This is a genomic window from Parabacteroides sp. CH2-D42-20 (assembly GCF_003670185.1).
GTDB lineage: Bacteria > Bacteroidota > Bacteroidia > Bacteroidales > Tannerellaceae > Parabacteroides > Parabacteroides distasonis.
In genome coordinates this window covers 37,703-60,960 of sequence record NZ_RAYG01000001.1, presented here as the reverse complement: position 1 = coordinate 60,960, position 23,258 = coordinate 37,703, and the positions used below count along the sequence as shown (strand labels likewise).

At 45.6% G+C, this 23,258-nt stretch carries 14 protein-coding genes; 9 read left to right on the top strand and 5 right to left on the bottom strand.

The genetic code is table 11. The features are described 5' to 3' along the window. From D7V92_RS00210 to D7V92_RS00200, 3 genes are all read left to right on the top strand, one after another. The gene (locus D7V92_RS00210) at positions 1-1,023 is read left to right on the top strand and encodes a DUF4249 domain-containing protein (RefSeq protein ID WP_008772828.1); all 1,023 of its coding nucleotides are present in this window, start codon (positions 1-3) and stop codon (positions 1,021-1,023) included. 140 nt (positions 1,024-1,163) lie between these two features. Then, positions 1,164-3,926 carry a TonB-dependent receptor gene (locus D7V92_RS00205; protein ID WP_121772043.1) on the top strand — a complete coding sequence of 921 codons (2,763 nt, stop codon included), beginning with the start codon at positions 1,164-1,166 and terminating at the stop codon, positions 3,924-3,926. Positions 3,927-3,930: 4 nt separating this feature from the next. Continuing rightward, on the top strand, positions 3,931-5,046 hold the full coding sequence (locus tag D7V92_RS00200) for a DUF4249 domain-containing protein (protein WP_121772042.1): 1,116 nt from the start codon (positions 3,931-3,933) through the stop codon (positions 5,044-5,046). Here D7V92_RS00200 and D7V92_RS00195 read toward each other — a convergent pair. Then, positions 4,999-5,817, bottom strand: coding sequence for a hypothetical protein (locus D7V92_RS00195; protein ID WP_121772041.1), 819 nt, complete (start codon positions 5,815-5,817; stop codon positions 4,999-5,001). The genes D7V92_RS00200 and D7V92_RS00195 overlap by 48 nt on opposite strands. A gap of 101 nt (positions 5,818-5,918) precedes the next feature. On the opposite strand from D7V92_RS00195, the gene D7V92_RS00190 reads away from it, so the two are divergent. From D7V92_RS00190 to D7V92_RS00180, 3 genes are read left to right on the top strand one after another with little or no spacing between them, the layout of a single operon-like run. Next, positions 5,919-6,470 carry an RNA polymerase sigma factor gene (locus tag D7V92_RS00190; RefSeq protein WP_121772040.1) on the top strand — a complete coding sequence of 184 codons (552 nt, stop codon included), beginning with the start codon at positions 5,919-5,921 and terminating at the stop codon, positions 6,468-6,470. Continuing rightward, positions 6,457-7,839 carry a porin family protein gene (locus D7V92_RS00185; protein WP_121772132.1) on the top strand — a complete coding sequence of 461 codons (1,383 nt, stop codon included), beginning with the start codon at positions 6,457-6,459 and terminating at the stop codon, positions 7,837-7,839. Before D7V92_RS00190 ends, D7V92_RS00185 begins: the two co-directional genes overlap by 14 nt. A 20-nt stretch (positions 7,840-7,859) precedes the next feature. Then, complete coding sequence (locus D7V92_RS00180; protein WP_121772131.1) at positions 7,860-9,122, top strand: LVIVD repeat-containing protein; 1,263 nt, start codon at positions 7,860-7,862, stop codon at positions 9,120-9,122. Between the two features lie 19 nt (positions 9,123-9,141). Here the strand turns inward: D7V92_RS00180 and D7V92_RS00175 are convergent, their stop codons facing one another. Then, positions 9,142-11,505: an ABC transporter permease gene (locus D7V92_RS00175; RefSeq protein WP_121772039.1), complete on the bottom strand. Its 2,364-nt coding sequence runs from the start codon at positions 11,503-11,505 to the stop codon at positions 9,142-9,144. Between the two features lie 158 nt (positions 11,506-11,663). Between D7V92_RS00175 and D7V92_RS00170 the strand changes: the two genes are divergently transcribed. Continuing rightward, complete coding sequence (locus D7V92_RS00170) at positions 11,664-12,239, top strand: response regulator (RefSeq protein WP_121772038.1); 576 nt, start codon at positions 11,664-11,666, stop codon at positions 12,237-12,239. Positions 12,240-12,257: 18 nt separating this feature from the next. Continuing rightward, complete coding sequence (locus D7V92_RS00165) at positions 12,258-13,235, top strand: HAMP domain-containing sensor histidine kinase (RefSeq protein WP_121772037.1); 978 nt, start codon at positions 12,258-12,260, stop codon at positions 13,233-13,235. Here D7V92_RS00165 and D7V92_RS00160 read toward each other — a convergent pair. Both D7V92_RS00160 and D7V92_RS00150 read right to left on the bottom strand, forming a co-directional pair. Then, positions 13,232-13,564, bottom strand: a complete 333-nt coding sequence (locus tag D7V92_RS00160; RefSeq protein ID WP_008777861.1) for a type II toxin-antitoxin system PemK/MazF family toxin — start codon at positions 13,562-13,564, stop codon at positions 13,232-13,234. The two genes, D7V92_RS00165 and D7V92_RS00160, sit on opposite strands and share 4 nt — an antisense overlap. A 315-nt stretch (positions 13,565-13,879) precedes the next feature. Then, a complete protein-coding gene (locus tag D7V92_RS00150) occupies positions 13,880-16,582 on the bottom strand; it encodes a prolyl oligopeptidase family serine peptidase (RefSeq protein WP_121772036.1) in 2,703 nt (900 codons plus the stop codon). A gap of 815 nt (positions 16,583-17,397) precedes the next feature. Between D7V92_RS00150 and D7V92_RS00140 the strand changes: the two genes are divergently transcribed. Continuing rightward, the gene (locus D7V92_RS00140; protein WP_121772034.1) at positions 17,398-20,352 is read left to right on the top strand and encodes a DUF6383 domain-containing protein; all 2,955 of its coding nucleotides are present in this window, start codon (positions 17,398-17,400) and stop codon (positions 20,350-20,352) included. A 348-nt stretch (positions 20,353-20,700) separates the two neighbouring features. Here D7V92_RS00140 and D7V92_RS00135 read toward each other — a convergent pair whose 3' ends face one another. Further along, positions 20,701-23,097: a TonB-dependent receptor gene (locus D7V92_RS00135; RefSeq protein WP_121772033.1), complete on the bottom strand. Its 2,397-nt coding sequence runs from the start codon at positions 23,095-23,097 to the stop codon at positions 20,701-20,703. Between the last annotated feature and the right edge of the window lie 161 nt (positions 23,098-23,258).

Here is a 23,258-nt window from a genome sequence, read left to right as displayed (position 1 = left end):
ATGAAAAGATATTTACCTTGCCTGTTTGTGCTAGGATTATTGATGGTCTCTTGCGTTCGGGATGTGGAGATTGATTTGGAGGATCTACCGGATCGGATTGTACTGAACGCATCGGTATGTCCCGGAAAGGAGGTGTGTGCTCATCTCTCGAAAACATGGTTTATCATGGATAGCGTTCCCGATTTTGAGCTATCCGACGCAAAAGTCCGTGTCTATGTCAATGATGAGTTTCAAGGTCTTATGCGCAATGATGACCTGCCGGAAGATTCTATACATTCACGGGGGCAATATGTTCTGCCCGGTTGTTTCGTGAGACAGGGGGATTGTTTGCGTATAGAGGCCGAGGCCGATGGGTATGAGCCGGTATCCGGGGAAACTCGTATCCCCGGTCGGGCACGGATTTATGAGGTGGATACCTTATCCTATCGATCTTCTGCCTACTATGCCGAATATCTGCGTTTCTCTGTTAAAATCGGGGTTGAGACGGATTCCTATTATCGTTTAATCGTGGAGCAGATCTTGGACTTCCGGAAGGGGGATAGTACCCGTACCGTAACCTCTTTCCGTAGCTTAGGAGGATATAGTTGGTATTATTCTGGTTTTAGCGTGGATTATGAGGATCCTGTTTTCCAGTCTTTTGGAGGTAGTCCTATCACGAGCCAGATGGATGGGCGTTACTGTATGGGTGTATTTAGAGGGGAGGATCTGGTTAATACGAATGCTATTAAGGTTTCTGTTTTTCCTGTTGAATACTCGTATGAGAGTGATACCCTTTCTATGGACGTTCATTACGATGTGCGCCTGTTGTCTATCTCCGAGGATTATTATCGATATATGAAGATTATGAGGGGGTACTCTATCACGATCGGCGACGCGAATTTCGGGGCGTTGATAGAGCCTGCCGATACGTATTCGAATGTGGAGAACGGCTTTGGGATTGTCGCCGGATATCAAGAGGATAAATTGCGTATCACGATGCCGAGAGACACGGTGCCTCCTTATTGGAATCCTTGGGATGGATAAGCCCATCCCGCGTTGACGACCTGTGCTTGCCGGTTCATACATCATGAAGCGGTAAGTTCACGAGGTATGAAAAAAAGGCTTTTCCTTGATAGGGGTATTTCCGGGAGATCCTGTCTTATCAATGAACTCAATAAAGTAGAATGATGACAGAGTGGATGAATAAATGGCTTATGGCCATTTTTTGCTGGATGATTTTTATGCCTGTTCCAGACCTCTTGGCCCAATCAGCCAAGACGAAGGATGATCCCCGGATTACGTTGCGTATGAAGGAGGTTTCGTTGCCGGAGGTCTTGTCAGAGATCGAAAGACAGGCGGGCGTGACCTTCTCGTATGAGTCTTCTTTGTTGAAAGAGCTTCCGAAGATCAGTTTCCAAGTGAAAGATGAGGCATTGACGGATTGTTTGACCCGCTTGTTCGAGTCGTATCCGATCGTGTATAAGGTGAGTGGAAAGATCGTGATTCTGAAGCGTAGACAGAGACAGGTAACGATCAGCGGCTTCGTGAGGGACCAAGCGTCCTCGGAGTCTCTGATCGGAGCCTCTGTTTATGAGGTCGCCAGCCGGAAAGGCTCGGCTACGAATAGCTATGGTTTTTTCAGTTTGACGCTTCCGCCGAGGAATATCCGCTTGCATGCTTCTTACATTGGTTATGAGAGCTGTTCCTTTAATTTCACGGAATTGGATAGGGATACTATATTAAATATTGAGTTGCGTCCGAACGCCCGTCTGGAGGAAGTGGTGGTTACCACTTCGGAGCGGGATCGTTTGTCTGTAAATAACACCTTGATGGGAACGATGGAGTTTAGCCAGAAGACGATCAAGGCGACACCGACCCTGTTTGGTGAGTCCGATATCGTGAAGACCTTGCAACTGACTCCGGGTGTAGCCAGTGGGACAGAGGGACTGGCCGGTTTATATGTTCGTGGCGGCGACCAAGATGGAAATTTGTTTTTGATAGACGGTAATCCGGTTTACCAGATCAATCATGTCGGCGGGCTATTCTCCGCTTTCAATCCGGAGGCGATCCGTAATCTGGACTTTTTCAAGGCGGGTTTCCCTGCGAGATATGGCGGGCGACTCTCGTCTGTGGTAGATGTCCATACCAAAGAGGGCAATATGAAAGAGTACCATGGTAGCGCTACGATCGGGCTGATCTCCGGTAATCTGAGCTTGGAAGGCCCTATCATCAAGGATCGCACGGCTTTTCAGATAGCGCTTAGACGCTCGTGGCTGGATGTACTCTCTGCCCCAGCGATAGCGATAGCAAATAAGGTTCGAAAAGACGGTCATAAAATAAATCTTCGTTACGCTTTTCACGATTTGAATTTAAAGCTTAATCATCGTTTCAGCGATCGCAGCCGGATGTTTTTCAGCTTATATAACGGGAATGATGTATTAAAAGGAGGGGGAATGGATTTCTCAACAAAAGAAGAGCAAGTCCCTTATACGGATGGTACCCATTCATCGCTGCGTTGGGGTAATTTGATGGGAACCTTGGGCTGGACTTATGTCTTCAATAACCGTTTGTTCGGACGGGTTTCCGGGGTCTTTTCACGGTATCGCTCGAATGTACGGAGTTCAAAAGAATATAATTATGGTGTGGAAGGAGAAGATAATTATCTCTCTTCTTCATCGGAAACGAGTAGTTCTACCTCTATCTTGGATATGGGCGTCCGTTCCTCTTTTGATTACACGCCTTTTACGTCGCATGTGATTCGTTTTGGAGGGGATTTCTTGATGCACCGTTTCCGCCCGGAGTATAATGAGGTGAAAGCAGCCGGTTCCGGTATGCTGGAGTTTTCGAATATAGGGAAAATATATACGAATGATCTGCTATGGGCCCGTGAGGCGGCTGTCTTCGGAGAGGATGATTGGAATGTCTTACCTAGCTTGCGTTTGAATGCGGGGCTTCGGTTTAGCCTGTTCAATGTGGAGCGGAAGGCTTATACATTATTGGAGCCTCGCGCTTCCTTGAGATGGTTGCTACGTGACGATCTTAGCTTCAAAGCCTCATACGCCCGTATGGGGCAATATATCCATTTATTGGGCAACAGTTATATAAATTTGCCGACGGATGCGTGGATGCCTGTTACCCGTAAGTTGAAACCTTTAATTAGCGATCAAGTCTCCGCTGGTTTCTATTATAATCTGATGCGTTCTTATAGTTTCTCGGTAGAGGGGTATTATAAATGGATGAAGAACCTGTTGGATTATAAAGACGGCTATTCCTTCTTGCCCGGTACGGCGGCTTGGGAGGAAAAAATGGCGGTCGGCAAGGGACGTTCGTATGGCGTGGAGTTCTTGGCTCGCAAGGAAAGCGGACGTACGACCGGTTGGATAGGATATACACTTTCATGGTCGGATCGGCGTTTCGATGAGATCGATAACGGGCGACGCTTTCCGGCACGTTACGATAACCGGCATAAGCTGAATATCGTGGTTTCGCATAAACTGTCGGATAAGGTGGAACTGACAGCCGCTTGGACGTATACTTCCGGCAATCGAATGACCTTGTCGTTGGAGAGTTATGAGCAAGCGCAGGCTGGCACGCTTAATTCCCTTGACCCATACGGACAGGATAACTGGTCGGGATCATCCGGGGAAGTGGTGGATTTGTATACACGCCGTAATAATTACCAGATGCCGGCTTATCATCGTCTGGATTTGGGACTTAATATTTACCGTCCGAAGAAGAAGGGACGAATGGGCATCTGGAATATCAGTATTTATAATGTATATAGCCGGATGAATCCGTTTATGGTCTATAAAAGTGATAACTGGGAACGAACGAATAACTTAGTCCCGGGTTCTTCTTCTCCCTATAGCGGTAAAACAAAACCTTGTTTTAAGTTGATAGGTATTATGCCTATCATACCTTCCATATCATATACTTATAAATTCTAGGAAGATGAAACAGATAAAGAATATTCTAATAAATACGATTTGTATAGTAAGCCTGTTTGGTTTGATGTCTTGCATCAAGGAGATCGACCTTGAATCCTTACGGCCGGATCCTACCTTGGTAGTGAACTGTGTCGCTATAACCGGCGAACCCTTAACTGTAAGTGTCTCCCGTACTTGGTTTTTCACGGATGATCATCCGAACGTGACTTTGGATAAAGCCGAGGTGAATTTATTCGTGAATGGCGTTTTTAAAGAGCGTATGAGCTTTCAGGAGGGGGATGAGGCATTTAACACGAAAGGTTATTTCAAGTCTGATTTTATACCGGTGAAAGGGGATCGTATCCGTGTGGAAGCCTCTTATCCGGAATATGGTGTGGCAAGCGCTGAGACGGTCATGCCAGCGCCTGCTCAGGTCTTGAAAGCGGGGGTAACTTATGCCACGGTAGCTGGCTCTTTTGGTTCTGCTCGCCAGAATGCGATTTATCAGGTAACGCTCAAAGATAACCCTGCCGAGGAGAATTATTATTTACTTCGTATGGAAGAGGGCATTCCTGTTTTTGATGGAATAGCTAAGGAATATACAGGAGAATATAAATGGTTCTCGGTGAGTCCAAACTATGCGACTGAACCTGTTTTTGGCCAATCGTTGACGGCCTTGGATCAAATCTTTGGCAATGACTGGATGTATGGGTATGATGGGAAGGTCTTTTCTGATGAGTTAATAAACGGGCAAGAATATACCTTGCACTTAACGGATGAGTATTATTATGAACCTTATTATGGATCATATCCGCTAAAAGTAGTTCCAGATTCGATAGGGATAGAAGATCTAAATGAGGAAGATTTTCTTCCGATTCCTCCTAAGCACCTACGGGTACACCTATATGCTATCTCGGCGGAATACTATCGATATCTGAAAGTTTTGCAAGATAAAGACACGGATTCAGTTTCGAACCTTTTGATCGATGGCGGTCTGGCCGAACCGATCCGTGTATTTAGCAATATAGACGGTGGCGTCGGTATCCTAGGCAGTTGCCACGTAGGAATGTTTGAGACGGAAATAGCGTCTTCCTCACATTCCAATCTTGAAGCGGCCCGATTTGAAGACGGGATAGACTAGGAACTGTGGTTCCATTTTCCGTCGTACCGGGTTGTATTCATAGTTGATACCGGCTCCCATCCAAAAATTATCAGTAACCTTGAACTCCATTGAGCCGCCCACTTGGGTATGGTAGAGAAAAGGGTTGCTGAGCATATGGGGGTTGTTGTACTCGTCGGCGTAATAAGCGTATTGTCCCCAGCCTTTCAGTTTCAACCAGTCTGTAGGTTGATATTCCAGTTGTACGTTTGCACCCGCTGTTATTCCGGGACTAGGGTTGAAGGGACTAAAGAAACGACCCCCGAATCCTCCGCCATAAAGACTCCAATTGTCGCTGTGCCAAGAAATACCCCCGTTCATGATCGTCATACCTCCGACTCCCGGCCATGTATATTGAACACCGTTAGCGATAAGATCGAAACTTTCGTTTAGCCGTTTCATATAAGTCTCATTGAAATCCAACGCCATAGGCGATACCTCCCGAAGCATCGGGGTATATACGTTAAAGAACGGCTGATAGGCGGCGGAAGATATCTGCATATCCATCGGACGCTCTTGTAGGGACGTATGGGGAATATCGGGCGTGAACTCCCGCAGTTTAATATCGATATCCCGTGTCCCCGCAGGGGTAAATGTCTTATAGGAGGCTTTCGGGATGTTCAACTCATACGTCTTGTTTTTAGGCAGGACGATGATTTTACCTTCTTTATTTAAAATAAACGAAAAGTCAGACTGTGCCTGGATTCCAACGACACATATCCATGCCATGAATATAAATAATCTTCGTCTCATACACTCTCCTCCTATTTTTGATGTGAAGGTAACTTTTTTTTGAATAAGATGCAACTTTTAGGATACCTATTTCATCCATATAATAGAGAGCATAAGTACTTATGGATGAACAACTGTTAATCGATGGATGTATGCGAGGCGAATCATGGGCTCGTAAGGAATTGTACGAGCAATATGCTCCTGCTATGATGAGTGTTTGCATGCGTTACGTGGGTGACAGGGAGACGGCCCGTGATCTTCTGCAGGACGGGTTCGTGAAGATATTTACGAAGATCCGGTCGTATTCCGGCTCCGGGGCTTTCGGGGGATGGATACGGCGGATCTTTGTCACTACGGCTCTTGAATATCTCCGGTCTTCAGAGAACACGAGGCTAAGTGTAGGTCTGGACGGCTATGACGACAGTTTGGAAGATATCAACTACTCCGTATTAGACCGTTTATCGGCAGATGACTTGTTGGCTTGCGTGGCCCAATTGCCGCCGGGATATCGTACGGTCTTCAACTTATATGCGATAGAGGGATATACGCATAGCGAGATCGCCGAGATGCTGCATGTACAGGAGGCGACTTCCCGCTCCCAGTTTATCCGGGCGAGGAACGCTTTGCAAAAGAGTGTACAATCTTTAATAAGGTATGAAAATGCGGGACGATAAGGATCATAACGAACGGCTGGATGATTTCAGCGGCTATATGCGGCAGCGCTTGGAAGAGCACCGGTTGCCGGTAGATGCCGGCTGCTGGGATGAGGTGGAGGCCCGGATGAACCGGAGAGCGAGACCACGGGGTTGGTTGTGGACGGGAGGCTTGGCCGCCGCCGCGGTGCTGGCCTTGGTTATTTGGCTGCTACCTTCCCCGGAGAAGATGCCATTGGAGGAATTGAGCCCCTTTCAGAAAGAGATATCGGAGAAAGCGGAGGAAATGAATATTCTTCCGGAGCGTCCCGTTTTACCTGTAGAACCTGTAAAGAAACGTATGGCGAAAGTGCTGAAATGGGAAAAAAGGGCTAAGCCTTCCGCTATTGTTTGGGAAAAGGAAACGATCCGGAAGGATGAGAGGAGTGAGACTATCGGGATTATTGAGAAGGATGCGATTGCGGCTATCGTAGAAGAACCGTCTGTGAAGGAGGAGGCGTCCGAGGATTCGACGGACATAGTCGTTAAGCGAGGTGACTCTACGGTTCCTCTACCGGAAGGCGAACGGAGTCCCCGACGAAAAGCCTCTTTGAAAAAGAAAGCCAAGAAGAGTAAACGGAACAAGTGGTTATTGGCCGCCGCCGTTGGCTCTAGTGGTTATGTAGATAGCTTTTTAAATACGGATATGAGTTATGGCGATGTTTCTTCTCCGGGAGATATGAATGTTCCTTCCCAAGATCCTGATCCGAATAAGCCGGATAAAGACGATAATGAGAAGGAGAATGGCAATACGCCTCCCCAAACGGCCTCATTCCGTAATGCCCCGGTATTACGGAGTTCTAAGGTGGATGAGAACTTCTTGGATAATCGTTCGTTCGAATCTTATCCGGACGTTAGCTACTCCCTTCCGATATCATTCGGTTTTACGGTACGGAAGGATTTGAGCCGGCGTATAGCCGTGGAAAGTGGATTGATGTATACGTATTTATCCACTACATTCAAGAGGGGAGGGGATTGCCCGTCAGAGGTGAAATCGTCTTTGCATTATCTGGGTATTCCCTTGAATCTGGTGGTTTATGTATGGAAGAATCAGCGATGGAATGTCTATCTCTCCGGAGGCTTTATGATGGAGAAGGGTTTGCAGGCCGTGTATAGCGGTTATATCGCCGGAAACGGAACGACTATCTCTAAGAGCAAAAAGGAGGGCATCCACGGTATGCAATGGTCCGTGAATGCCTCGGTCGGTGCCGCTTATCGTTTCTATGGGGATTGGAGTCTCTATTTCGAGCCTCGCTTCTCCCATTATTTCGACTGTGATCAACCGGCTAGTATTCGTACAGACAAGCCGTTGGGATTTGGGTTGAGCGCAGGTATACGATATGCTTTTTAATGATTAAATCTATTATAATTATGCGGAAACTTTTTTATTGGGCGTTTGCCTTTAGCCTTTGCGTCTTAATGGGATGCAAGGATGATGGAGTGAGAGTGGAGGTCGTGCGGTATGCTATCAACGAACCGGTATTCATGTCGATCTCCGAGTTTCGGAATTCAGTGAAGGTGACGGATGAGGTGGTGCCAATCACCAAGCGGGGAAAGATCTGTTTCTATAAGGATTACCTGTATATTTCTTCCCCGGATAAGGGCATCCATATCGTGGATAACAGGAATCCGGCATCTCCCCGGATAGCGGGCTTTGTAGAGTTGATCGGTAACGAGGATCTCTCGATCAAGGATGATAAATTGTATGCGGATTCGTATGTGGATCTGGTCTGGTTCGATATCTCCGATCCGGAGAGACCTGAATTGGAAGGTCGTGTGGAGAACGCTTTCCGTTATGCGCTTCCGACCATAGAGAATGGCTATGGGTTCGATTATAATATGTGTTATTCGGAAGAAGCGAGAGCGAAAGGTGTCGTGGTTGGTTGGGAGCCGAAGGAACGGGAGGAAACTATTTACCATTATCCGAGTTATGGCGGTGATCTGATGGCGAACGATGCGGCGCCGGGTACTTCCACGCAGGGCGTGAACGGATCTATGGCTCGTTTTTCTATTTATGGTAAGTACTTATATACGGTAGAACAGAATATCATGTGTGTTTTCGACCTGTCTGGGAACAAGCCTGTCTTGACGACAAACGACATTTGGTTGCAACGTGGTGTCGAGACTCTTTTCAACTATAAAGATAAGATGTTCATGGGAACTCCGACCGGCATGTTGATCTATTCGCTGGAAGATCCGCTAGCGCCTAAGTATCGTTCTTCCGTAAGTCATGTCTTTGGTTGTGACCCGGTTGTCGTGGAGGATGACTTAGCGTATGTGACTGTGCATTCCGGAAATACTTGCGGGCAAAATACCAATGAACTGATGCTCATAGACGTGAGTGATGTAGACCAACCGAACTTGCTGGTTACTTATGGCATGAAATGCCCGAAAGGACTAGGTATCGATAACGGTACTTTATTCCTCTGCGACGAAGGTTTAAAGGTCTTCAACGCAAAAGATCCTATGACCTTGATGGCCAATCAGCTTGTTCATTATGCCGGAATGGAGGGTTACGACGTAATCCCTTTTAAGAATACCTTGATGATGATCGCCGATGATGGCCTTTACCAATACGATTATTCCAATTTACAGGCGATATCTCAGTTAAGTAAATTGCCAATGGGCGAATAGAGTTTAATATTCCTCTTCGCTATTCGCTTCGCAAGGTGTTTACCGGATTACGGGATGCCGCCTTATAACTATGCCTGCTTACGGTCAGTAGCGTAACCATCAATACGATACCGCCGGACAGCAGGCATGTTCCTATGGATATGTCCACCCGATATACGAAATTCTCCAGCCAACAACTCAGCGAATACCACGTGATAGGAACGGCAATCGCGAAAGCGATCCCTACCCAGCCGATAAACCGACGATTTAATAGATACAAGATCTCCTCGGCCGTAGCCCCGTTTACCTTACGGATACCGATTTCTTTCGTACGCTGCCGGATGGCATAGAGAGCCATGCCGAATAATCCGAAGGCGGTTAGCAGGAGGCTGATGATCGAGTACATGATGAGCAAATGTGCCAGTTCGATCGTTTTTCGGTTAGATAACATAAATTCCTCGTATATATCTTGATATTCGAAAGGTACGTTGGGGTTGATCTTTTCCCATGTTTGTTGCAGTAAAGCTAGAGCCTCGGCTCTGTGCTCTTTTTTCAGTCGGATTTGGACGAGGTTATAGGGGGGAGTATGCGTTAGGTAGGTCAAGCTAGGGTAAACCTCTTGTCGTAAGGTTCCTGTATATAGATTCTCCACGATCCCTGCTATAATCGCTATCGGTTCTCCTTCCTTTTCCATCTTCCCGAATTCAGTGTCGTAAAGGCGGACAGGCTTACCCACGGGATTCTCGCCTTTGGGCACGAGCAAACGTGCGTATTGTTCGTTAATATAGACGGGTGTGCTGTATTGTTTTAGAGCCTCTCGCTCTGAGAGTCCTTGAAGAATGTTTATCTTCATAACCTTTAGGAAAGTACTATCACCTTCGTATTGGCCTAGCGTATAATTTAGTTCGTTTCCGTTTTCGTCTTTCAAGACCATTGTCCGCAAGTTGAACTGTATGATCCCGCTTCTCGAAAGGCACATCTCTTCTATGGAAGGATAACGCCGGATCTCTTCAGAGAAGGTCTGTATATGGTTCCCATTCCAGTCGGCTATTTCGATGAGGTCCCGGTAACGTTCACCGTTTGTCTGAGTGAGCGTTAGTTGCTGCCGTACGGTTAGCGTGGCGAATACCAGAGCTATTGAGATGGCGAATTGTAAAATGGAGAGCCCGCTTATGATTGTCCGCTTCCGGGTACCGGTGGTGAATGATTTATACTCGGAATGGGAAAGGGAGTTGATCTTATGGCTCATATATAATGAGGGGATAATGGATAGAGCTAGGATGAGTGCCACGATCACAGGTAAGACCTGTCCACTAAAGAAAAATCCCAAGGAGATACGTCCGGAAACGATCCGGTTGAAAGCCGGCAGGAAATCTAGTGTAAGTAACAAGGATAAAAAGAAAGCGATCAGCACGGTAAGGAAAGTATCCAAGAATAGCTGGCGATGGATTTGCCCAGCCGATGCTCCCATCACCTTCTGGGTGTAGATCATCCTTACCTGTTGCAAAATGCGGGAGAAACTTAGGTTGGCATAATTGAAACAGGCGATCACGAGGATTAGGATGGCTGAGAACAAACCAACGTACAGTAAGTCTTTCTGGTTTCGGTGGATATAGGGGATGTATTCTTGTGTATAGGTTTGCTCTTGGAAATAACTCTCTTGGAGGGTATAGAAATAATACTGTCCGGTTCCGTTGAAAGTAGGTACCTTATCATCCTTTAGTTTTTGAGTGAACGTATCGATGTTGAAGAGATCGTTTACCAGTAATAAGGTAGGGCCGCCATTGAATTGGGAGGTAGTACCTGCCAATGCGTTGAACTTCAAGAATGATTGAGGGTACTCTTTGATAACGGCGGCGACCTCGTAGGTAATCGTCTCGTTCTCATAAGCGTACTTTGCCGAGAAGGTTTTACCGATAGGATCCTCGTTCCCGAAGAATATCTTCGCTTGGTATTCTGTCAACGCAATTGCGTTTGGTTGGGTTAATGCCTTGTTTATATCTCCTGCCATTACCTTGTAAGGGAAAAAGCGAGGAAAGGAGGGATCAGCTTTGACGATCGAGATTGGGTCGAAGCGCTTTTCTCCTATCGTGATGGAGGCGGCATTCTCTATGTTCAGTCGTAGATAATCCTCAACTTCAGGGTATTGGTCTTTTAGCTGCACAGGGATCTTCCCTTTAATAAAAGATACTTTCTCTCCGGAGGTCAAGGGAGAGTCTTGTGCCATATAGATGATATGCGACTTATTGGGATTATGGGCTTCTATCCTAGATTCATAAATGACGTATGAGATCAGTAGGTTGGTACAAGTGATGCCTGCCGCCAGACTCAATAAGGAAATGACGGCGAACGTCTTGTTTCGCCACCAGCTACGGAATATAAGTTTTAGAGATATGGATTCCATGGTTTTATCTGTTTGTTGGTTCAAAGCTATCCGGTTGCGTGGAATATGGCAAATAAAATCGGAGGAAACGATCGTAAAGGACTGGATTTGTCTAAATATTGGACACTGAGAGCCGGGAAAAGATCGTATCTTTGCGTGCGAAAAAAAGAGGAGGCTTAATGCGTGACGCGAAGATTATAGTCGTAGATGACAATGAGGCGGTATTGAGAAGTCTGCGGACGATCCTGTCCCATGAGTTTAAGACGATCGTTACCGTATCATCTCCTGTTCTATTGCCTGCCCTTTTACGGAATGGAGATGTAGATTTGGTTTTACTGGATATGAACTTCGGCACTGGAAAGCAAGGCGGTGGGGAAGGACTTTTCTGGTTGGATCGTATCTTGGAGCTTAAGAATCCTCCGGCCGTTATCTTGATAACCGCTTTTGGGGATATCGAGTTGGCTGTATCTTCCCTTAAAAAGGGAGCCACGGACTTTATCGTGAAACCTTGGGATAACGAGAATTTGATTCAAACACTTACATACGTCTTGGAACGTCGTGCGGAATCAGATGAGAGCGAGATTTCGTCTGTGGCAGAATCTCTAGTCTCCCATCCTTGTACGTTGGAGGATATGGAGCGGCAGTTTATCGCCGAGGTATTGAAAGAAAAGAAAGGGAACCTGACGCTTGTGGCTCAACAATTGGATATTAGCCGCCAGACCCTTTATAATAAGATGCGGAAATACGGGTTGTAGATTATAAGGAGAGTAACCATGGTCAACTGGAATTTATACCTGAAGATTATAGGGAGTGTTTCCTTAATCGTACTTTTTGCGTTACTTGGATCTGTATTGTTGATAACCGGTATTTCTTATTTTTTATCCTTTGTATGTCTGTGTGTTATCCTGTTGATAACTCTGTTGCTAATCCAGTGGATAAACGGTACAAACCGTAAGATCGCTATTTTCTTCGAGTCGGTTCGTAATGGGAATACAACTTTGCGATACCCGGATAAAACGAATGATCCCTTTGTAAAGGACTTATATGTGGAAATGAATCGGATTATCCTCCTATTCAGTCAAAACCAGAATGAGATGGAAGAGAAGCGCTTGTATTACGAGAGCATCTTGCGGGTACTGACGCATGAGATTCGTAATTCGATTACGCCAATCCGTTCCTTATCTGCTGATCTGTTGAAATATTCCGATACATATACTCCGGAGCAATTACGGGAAGGTTTGGAGGTTATTCATGGGCAAGCGAAAAATCTATCCGCTTTCTTGGATTCCTACCATCGTCTGACGCATCTTCCGGAGCCGGAAAGAACCGAGGTGCCTATAACCTCTTTATTTCGGAAGATGGAACGGTTGTTGTGTGCCGAGGCGGGTAGCGACCGTATTCGTTTCTCCTCAGCGGAAGCTTTAACGGTACATGCGGACCAAAACTTGATTGTGCTGGCTCTGATTAACTTGATCCGTAACGCATTACAGGCGATAGAGGGGCAAGCGGATGCCATCGTCTCTGTAGAAGCCTTGGAGACAGATGGTAGGGTATATATAACTATAACAGATAATGGTCCCGGAATTTCTCCGAAACTGTTATCTGCTATTTTTACGCCTTTTTTCTCTACGAAGTCCGGTGGTAGCGGCATTGGTCTTAGTATCTCCCACCGCATAATGCGATTGCATGGCGGCGATTTAACCGTTGATTCCTTGCCTGGTGTCCGTACCGAGTTTCGTATGACGTTCTAGAATATGACTTTCTTGATTTTTTCAACAATCAAGTTGAAAGGCTCGGCTTTTACATGGCTGCATATTCTCACAACGTCTCGTTTTGTGTAACCTCCTATTAATTGGCAAATAACGAAGCTTTTCTTTGTTAAGTTTTTTGTTAGCATAGAGTCTTCTAAAGGAAATGTATATTGTGGATTATAGTTTTTGGAAGATATCATAGCTAGGTAAAAGAAATCTTCAGCTGCTTGCAAATCATCGTTTGAGATGACGATAGCCATGTGAGGTTTGGTTATTCCATTAGGAAATAGATAATTGACTTCTACAACATCTCGTTGATGTATTTTCATTCGATGAGATATTTGGATATATATGCTGCCATGGATTGTCTGGAATGGGCTAGAAATAAATCTTTCTCATTCATAGGACTGAAAGGTTGGCTATCGCTTTTCCTTTGGTTGGAAATGTTGTGTTTAGCCATCTTGGGCGACGAAACATTTCTAGTTGGTCTGGTTTTTGTCGTTCTCATATCTTTTGTTTTTATGTTATTGGCAAATATACGTATTTATTTCAAAAGATCTCCTGTTTAAATGGAAAAAGAGATTATGGCTAAAGCTTATGGTATAACTATCGCTTTGGCCATAATCTCTTATAAGATTGTCTGATCAATACCCCAACTCAAACGGTTGCTCTACGGCAGGTACGCCTTCGGACATCCATTTAGGCATTTTATCGTTCTTTAGGTAATGGTTGAAGAATTGGAACATGCGGCGTTGGAAATCGATGCGGTTTGCCATATGCATCGGCCAATGCGGTTCGCCTGTATAATTCAGTAACCAGCAAGGTTTACCTAACCGTTTCATGGCAACGAAATACTCGATACCTTGGTACCAAGGCACATGGCCGTCGGCATCGTTGTGCATGATCAATATTGGGGTCTGCACCTTATCCATCGTGAACAACGGCGAGTTTTCCAGATAACGAAGTGGAGAACTCCATGGCGTAGCTCCTAAACGGCTTTGTGTATGCTCGTATTGGAAAGAGCGGGCCATGCCGGAACCCCAACGGATACCGCCATAAGCGCTAAACATATTTACGACAGGCGCCCCAGACTCGATAGCGGAGAATAAATTCGTGCGAGTCGCTAAATAAGCTACTTGGTAACCTCCCCAGCTATGTCCTTGCGCACCGATCCCTTTTTCGTCGATATATCCTTTGGCGATCATCATGGTGATACCCGGCATCAAGCAGTTATAGCAGCTTTCTCCCGGATAACCATCTACATAGCGAATGTCCGGGTTGAAGATGACATATTCGTTGCTATTGTATAAGTGATAATCGATCGTAGAACGATGCGGTTCCGGCATACGGTAATTATATAAAGTCTCCGAATTCCGCTCGTAGAAGTTTACCATCATCGGGTACTTCTTGTTCGGATCAAAATTCGCCGGCTTATAAACGACACCTTCCAGTGGACGGCCGTCCAAGGATATCCATGATACCAACTCGGCGGTACCCCAGATAAAACCTTCCTGCTGTTTGTCTCCGTGTGTCAATTGCACGGATTTCTTGAACGCCAAGGTCGAATAGTGGATATCCGGGTATTGCTGGAAGGTTTCCATCGTATAGATCACGTCATCCGTATTCTTCGCCTTGTTGATAGATCGCAGCATATAATTGCCCGCCAGCAAAGTCTTCGGGGAGGCAGGAGCGGAGAGGCGTGCGTTGTAGAATCCGTATCCTTTTGTGGCCTCGTTGAATCCTTTTAATAATTGCAGTTTGCCGAGGTCGATAAAGCGAGCCTCTTTATCCAGTTGTTCCAAGCGGTAGGAAAGTTTCTCCTTCCTTCCGTTCACGGTCAGGTTGATCGGTGGGGTGGCCGCGGTCGGATCGAATTTCCAGATGTCGTAACGATCATAGATCAAGAGATTTTGATCATTCGCGGTCCAGCCGGCGGCTCCATGCGCATAAGGATAATCGGGAACGTCGTTCTCCTCGTCCCAAGCCGGGAAGCTTTCCGGAGTGGTTAGGCGATATTGCTTACCTTCCGCCAAGGCGATCGTGTACCAGCAGCTATCCGTCTCGCCATACCAATACGCATATTTACCTTGTGGGGAGAGGCGGAAACGGCCATAATCCGCTTGGGCGATTTGCTTGCGCTCCCCGTTATCCAACGATACGGTATAATAGTCGCTGCGTGTGCGGGCCTCCCACATGGAAGACAAAGAATAGGGACGGGAAGTGGAAAGGAGCGCCAAGGGTGCGTCACCCTCATTACCCAATTGGATATTCGGTAATTCCTCATTCGCCAATTGGAAGATAGAGCCGTTGCCCAGATTATAAACCGCTTGATAGCTTTTCTTTAAGTCTTTTTCCTTGTTATAATTCTGTACGGTATATTGTACGGGCTCATCCCAACTCCAAACCTGTACGTTCGGACGATTCTCGGCTAGTTGGGTCGTGTCTTTTTGCCTCGGCTCCGGTGAGGTACCGAAGAATAGACGGGAAGCGGATTTCGAGAATTGAAGCATCCCGTTCTCATTGATTACCCATTCAGCGGGGAAAGCCTTGTTTCCACGGGTGGCGATTTCTTTTGCGGGAGCGTTATGTTCGGATAGCCATAAGCTTAACGCTTTGTAAGAAGAATCTTTGTCGGCGCAATATAAGAAAGCCAGCCGTTCCCCTTTCTCGTCGAACGTGGTTTGTTTGAATACGCCTTTTCCCTCTTTGATGAGCGCCGGACTTCCTTTCTCCGGATTCAAGGTGAATATACCTGCTTCTCCTTCCGCCGCGCTCGTGTAATATAGCATACCGCTTTTCTTGGCGAATTGGAAATCCGTTACGGTCGGGAACTGGAAGGTCTTGCTTCCATCCAGCGAACGGACGTACAAAGTGGAGTCCTTCCGGCCTCTTTGATAAGCGATCCAATCCGCCTCGTCCGCTAATTTGAAGGTTTTGAGGGAGTCTATCGTCTCCTTTTTACCGGCGACGGAATAGATTACCAAGGTGTTCATCGGCATCTTGTCCTCTTTCGTCTTCAATACTTTCAGGGAATCTACCGTAGACTTTCCGGGTGTTTGCGTGACAACCAGATAACCCGAGGAAGCGGAGAACGCGAACTTATCGGCCGGAGAAAAAGTGGCGGTCTCTTGCCCTTGGGCCGCATACAAATAAATGGTAGCGTCACCTTCCCAAGGTTCCATCTTGCAAGCTACCCATTTTCCATTGTCCGAGATCTCCCGGTCCGTGATTCGTTGCCAAGTGATCAGGTCATCAACTGTTAGGCTTTTAGAGGCGTTTTGCGCGAAGGCTGGGGAAAGACTTCCCATACATGCTACAAAAGCCAAGTACTTTAAGTGTCTCATCATGGTTATGTATTGATTTTAAAACAAAGATAATGGCTTTATCAGAATCTTTGTTGCTTTTGACCGGAATTTGCTTCTGGAAAAACACGTACGTGTTTCCGAGAAAACATGTACGTGTTTTTTGTAAAAGTCGTACGTGTTTTCTGGATAAGGTAATGGCGTTTTTAATGTGTTGATTATCAGTGTTCTTTTTGAGTGTTCTAATGATCGCAGTTATAAGCAGCTTACAATGGGCATTATAAAGGTGTTACAATGCCTATTGTAAAGACCTTATAATGGGCATTGTGGTGATAGGAAATTCCTTTGGTCAACGGTAGGAAAAAAGGTTTGTAAGTGGTTAGTTATTCACTTCCCAAGCCGTAAGTTATCCACTAGGTATAGCCGTTAGTTATTCACTCGACAAGCCGTAAGTTATTCACTTTCGAGGCCCAAAACAGGGGAGTTTATATTGAATATGTTATTTATTGCAAGGAGATATTTTAGTACGCTATTATAATGTACGCATGTACATTATATTATATATATGAAAATGATTGGTGAAAACGATCGTTATAATTAGTCATTTGCAAAGGTACGCGTTTCTTTGACTTCTGCAACCCTTCCGAGCTATTTTTTTGTTCCCTTATTCGCTTTCTTATCAATAGGATAGCCTATCCTTTACGAAACAACCGATTCCGTAAACGAACCTCCCGTTTTTCTTCTTTAAAAACGCAAGATCTAAACGATCGTTTAGACTAGTCGTTTTGAGAAGCATGGATTGTCTAAAGAGGTTGATGGATATATAATTAACACTATTATTAATATTAAATTTTCGATTTATGAACAAGAGAATTTCTACTTTGTTTGCGTCGTTCTTGCTTATGGCGGGGGCGGTGTTCGCTGCTGGAGAAACTACACCTGTGAAAACCTATGAAGCGCTTAATAAAGTGACGAATGGGGAAAAGGTGTATCTGGGAGCTGATCCTAATAAGGATACTAAAGCTGTTACAAGCTTTTTAAAATCAGTGGAAGTAAAGAATGTTGGTTACGGTTTCGCTACGGCTGACGAAGCTGGTGCGGAAGTGTTTACGGTAAGTGGTAAGAAGACGGAAAATGGTACGGACTATTTTCAACTGTTGAATGCTGCGGGTAAGGTGATATATGGTACGACAAGTGGTGACGTTGTGGGCACTCCTGATGCGGATGCGGTAAAGAAGGGCTATTGCTGGTTTACGTTTACCGAAGGTACGATTAAGCTTGAAAACAAGCCTTTGGCATACGATATGTCCTCCTCTTCCAATGTCGCTAAAATGCTTAAAGCTTCTAAAGAAACGACAGCGGACGACTTAAACAAGAACCTTTCCGGTAAAGGATTCTCCTTCAAATTCCCGAAAGCCGCTTCAGAGCCGGACGTGAATCCGTTTGGGGAGCAGATGTTCGCTATTGACGCTGCTACGGTTAATGAGCAATTGGAATTAGGTGTGGAATCGGTTTCCGGTGTATGTTTCGTAGTCGCCAACGAGGCCGGTTTGAAGCTGGCTAAAAGTGATGGCAAAACTAAGGATAACTTGAAAGCCGCTACTTTCATCGTATTGAATCCGAACGCTATTTTCGGTATCACTAGCTTGGATGCTACTCAAGGTGAGGGCTTCGGCTTCACTACCGTAAAAGGCGAGAAGTTGAACTCAACCAATGTTAAGAAAGATGGTAAGATCGCTTTCGTGAATGCTATCTATAGTGTTTCAGAAAAGGATTTGGCTAATAAAGGTGGGCAGTATACGGTCCAGATGAAGGGTGTTAAGGTTACGAAGGATACGGATGAGAACCATGGTTCAAATCTGAATGTTTACGTCGGCGCCTACTCCTTGACCGCTGGTGGCTTGAAGACCTATATCACTACTAAAAAAGATGAAACTAAGCTTACTTTGGCTCAAACAACGGGTGATACTTGGGCAAAAGCTTCTGATTTGTTGAAGACTGACGGTGCCGCTATCTATAATATTTATTTTACGGGTACGCAGCCTGAATCCGGTAAGGAGAATGAATCTTTATATGGCAAATATTTGGTTTCTAAGTATGCGGCTAAGGCTGACGTGGCAAGAACGAATTCTTATTCTTTCGTTGAAGAGGCTGTCGCTCCGAAAGACGTAGACTTGAAGGCTCCGTCCGCTCAATGGGTTGTTATCGCGATGCCGGGTATGGGTAGTGTTACGTTCAAGAATCTTGAGACAAGCGAGACTTTCAAGGCAAACTTGTACAAAACAGATAAGGCTGGTATCTATCAAGCCGTAAGTACTACGGTTGGTGAATTAACTGCGGAGAATATCAAATTGGTAGCCGTAAGCGGTAACGAGGGCTTCTTGAACTTGACAGACGCTCAATTGAAACAAAAGGCTCAGTTGGTATTCAATGGTAAATCAGCCGTGGCTGTTGATAAACTGTACATGTATTACAATGACGATGCTACGAAAAAACAATTCGAGCCGGTTAGTGATGTCGCTAAGAGCTACTCTTGGGCTTTCGAGAAGGCTGAGTCCGTGAAGAACAATTTCAAGTATATCTATTTGAAGGATGATGCCGTTGCGGAGAAAGAGGCTGATATGTTGACTATACAAGCTTATTATCTGGTTGATGGAGATGAAGGATTCAAACATGATGCTGATAACAACAAATACACATTGGCAGAACATAAGGATAAGAAGTCAGAGAACTTATCTCGTTTGGTATTCAAGAAGAACGTAGATGGAACTTATTCCGTAATCTGTTTGGATAGTGAGCTTAATGCGGAGAAAGCGGCTGATAATTATAACCAAGTAATGACAGCTGGCGCTCAGAGATTATACGTAGATGTAACTGAAGCTTCTTTCTCGGAAGATTTGGTAGGTGCGGATAAATCTTATACGAATGTAACCGTAGATTTCTATCAATTGGGCATCAGCTTGGAGGCAACCCCGAGACACGCTACATTGGACGGTGATGAAGGCTCAATCTCCTTGAAGGAGAACAAGAATGGTATCTTGGAAGGTGTCATTGGCGCGGAGGGCTTGACTTTCTGGTTGGATACGGCAGACAGCAAGGCTGAGATCCCTTCTTTCTATATCTCTAAGGGCATCGCTACCGAAGAACCTGTTACTAAAGCGGAAGAACCTGCCGCAGCTACCAGAAACTTCTTGTATTACGCTAAGGACTCTATGTATTTCTGGAACGAAAGCAAGGCTAAATTTGACGTAAACGCTAACTATGCGTTGGAAGGCTCTTATTCTAGTGATCCTACGAAGGATACGGATGTTAAGGCTATCTTCCGCCCGGCAGTTTTGGCAGGTGTGGATACGATCAATACGACCGTGAACGGTAAGGCTGTGGTAGTGGCTAAAGAGGCTAAGGAAAATGTTTGCTCGGCAGGCATCGATAACTTCAAGTTCTATATCACGAAAATAGAGGGTGGTTATTCAGTTACGCCGGTAGGTGCCGCTACTACTTACTTGTATGCGTTGAACGGTAAATTAGGCTTTACTACTAATGCTTCTAAAGCGTTGCCGCTAACAGTAGGCGAGGGTAATCCTACATCTAACGAGTCTATCGATAATTCCGCATCTTCTTCTATCGTAGTAACAGGCAACGCCGGTTATGTAACGATCCAAGGCGCTCAAGGCGAGACGGCTTATGTCCGTAACTTGTTGGGTATGCCGTTGGCAGAGACGGTTATCACTTCTGATAACGCGACGATCGCTGTTCCCGCTGGTATCGTTCTCGTGACGGTTGGCGAGGAGACCGTAAAGGTTGTCGTTAAATAAGACATGTAAAGGAATAATGAAATAAGATAATCATGTTCCCGTGAGGGCCTCGGTCCAAGTACCCCGTGATGGGCGAACAGGCGGGAATGGATTAATATTAATACTAAAGTAATAAATTAAAGTTCATCCCTTAGTACTTCCGTGAGGAAGGAAAGCGGGAAAAGAATCAGCCCCGGTCGTTTGTTCGATCGGGGCTTACTTTTTCGGCTCAGTCCTCACTATATGGAAATTTTCACAGTCATATTTCCTATCGCAAAAGTAGGAGATGATAATAACAGTTGCAAGGACAAATAGTTAAAACATCTCAGATGTTCCATTATATAGGATTTTGCGATAGTATGATTTGTACTAATGATTCGTCCCCTCGAATAAATCCTTTGAATTGTTGGATAAGCCATTCTTTAGCTTGAACTGGTTGAACGTATAGCTAAGGGTCAAGCCTATCAACGGGTAATCGGGCCGGATTCGTGTTTTGGAAATCAAGTTCGAGGAAGTGATCGTATTGACATAACGGGCCGTATTGAAGACATCCCGGAAAGAGAGGGTGGCCGTCAACTTCCGTTTGAAGAATTGTTGCCGTATCGCTAGGTTGACAAACCAGAACGACTGGGTTCTTCCTTGGGTGGTTACGGAAGGGCCTACGAAATTGCCGTCAAGCTGTATCCTTGTGTATTTCCCGGCCGTGAAAGCGTTGTTCCATGCGATCTCGTAATTGGTACTGGTCTCATTCTTCCCGTCCGTCTTATACTCGTTCTCTACCCGGTAGTGATAAAGGCTACCGTTTATTTGCGTATTCCACCAACTGGTGGCCTGCAAACTGCCCGATAGTTCTATTCCGGTGGAATAATCATGTCCCACGTTCGCCATGGAATCCAAGGTAACCCCGGCTTGGTAAGGAACCCGTAATCGTTCGATCTTGTCTTTGCGGGTTCGGTGGAATAGGGAGGCAGACAAGGCATTGTCGCCGGAAGTCAAGGAATAATTCAACTCGAAAGAATGAATGTACTCCGGGCGTATATCCGGGTTACCGATCTCGGCTGTATAGTAATCCTTGTAAGTGATGTATGGCTCCATGAAATAAAGCTCCGGTCGGGTCGTACGACGGCTGTAAGCGAATAGAAGCTTCTGATTTTGTGTGAGGTTATAACCGATATGGACGGATGGGAACAACTCAAAACGCCTTTGTAGGCGGTTCGCCCAATCTTTGGAGCTACGTAATACTTGATGCGTATGTTCTCCCCGTAATCCTACTTGAAAATCAAAAGACCGGTAGCTATCCCCAACGATCGCATAAAGGGAGTTGATCCCTTGTTGGAAATAGAACGTGTTGTAAATATCGTCACGCCAGAAGAACTCTTTGGTATCCGGGTTCCAAAACTGCATACTATAATCGCCGTCTTCCGAGTATGAGAAATATTGATAACCCGCCTTGATTTGTCCGGTTTTGCTGTATGGAAATACATAATCGGCTTTCGCACGGACGGTCCAACGATGTTCGGCCTCCCACGCACGATGACCTTGCTGGCGTACGTTGTTTTTGTCGAACAGATCGCTTTGGAAATATTCCAGAGCGTCGCCTCCATATTTCAAGAAGAAGCTACCGCTAAGGTTATGCCCCTTATCATTGAACTTATGATCCACGGCCAGATTCCCTAGTCCGAAAGTCTCATGGATATCAAAGTCGTCAAGGCTCTTGAACTCTCCGTTCTCGAATTGCTCGCCATTAGCGGAACGTTCTTCCGTATATTCCAGATCCCCTTTTCGCTTGAGTCCGGCATATCCGCCTTCCGCGTTAATAGAAAAAGTCGTTTGTTTTTGTGTATAGCTCCAACCTCCGTTGAGAATATATGCGTAGCCGTTACTTTCACGGGGGCCATTGGAATAAGAAGTCGTTGTCGTATCGTTTACCAACGTCGTTTTCTCTTGGGTAAAATGACTTTTACGAAGTCGGTTTCCCACATAACCGCCTATACGCCATTGAGACGCCTTGTTTTGTCCGGTCAACAAGAAATCCAAGGTCCGGCTCCATACCGTATTCCCGCTTAGGTTGATTACTCCGCTCAGCCCTTCCCCGAAGTTCTTCTTGGTAATGACATTGATGATCCCGACATCACCCCCTGTATCATGTTGGGCGGACGGGGTGGTGATGATCTCTATATTCTGGATTTGTCCGGACGGGATCTGTTCCAAGGCTTGGGTCCCGGTAAATATACTGGGCTTTCCATCTACGTAGACCGTGAATCCGCTACTCCCCCGGAAGGTAACCTCTCCCTCGGCGTTCACCCGGATGGAAGGCGTGTTCTCTAGGATATCGACAGCGGTTCCTCCCGAGGAAAGCAGGTTGGAAGAAGCCTCGATGATCTTTTTATCCAGTTTATAGATGACTTGTTTCTTGTTGGCTACGACCTCCACTTCCTGTAAGCCTACCTCAAGCATTTGCATCGGGATAATACCCAGATCCTTGATCTGCTCTGTAAGGATAAACTCCTCTCCCATATAAACATCATATCCCAGAAAATGGATACGGATCGAATACGTTCCCGGTTTTACGGGCTGGATTAGAAAAGAACCGTTCGCTTCAGTCATAGCTTCTTCGACGATATGATCTCCATCATATAATACAACATGAGCGTAGTCTAATGCCTTACGGGTGGTTTGATCGATTACGATTCCTTTAATACCCGGATTCGCATGGATAGATAGTAGCACGCTAAGGAATACTAGCGATAGAAAAAGTTTTCTCATATTTTACATTCGTTTTAGAATTGATACCGCAAAGCTAGGGAAATAGGGAGGGAGCGGGCCGGACATATGTTTCATAATACCGTACAAATCGTTCAATCTTTCTGTTTTCTGTGATTTTCACCCACTTAATCTTTATATTTGGGGCATTAATCGGATGAATG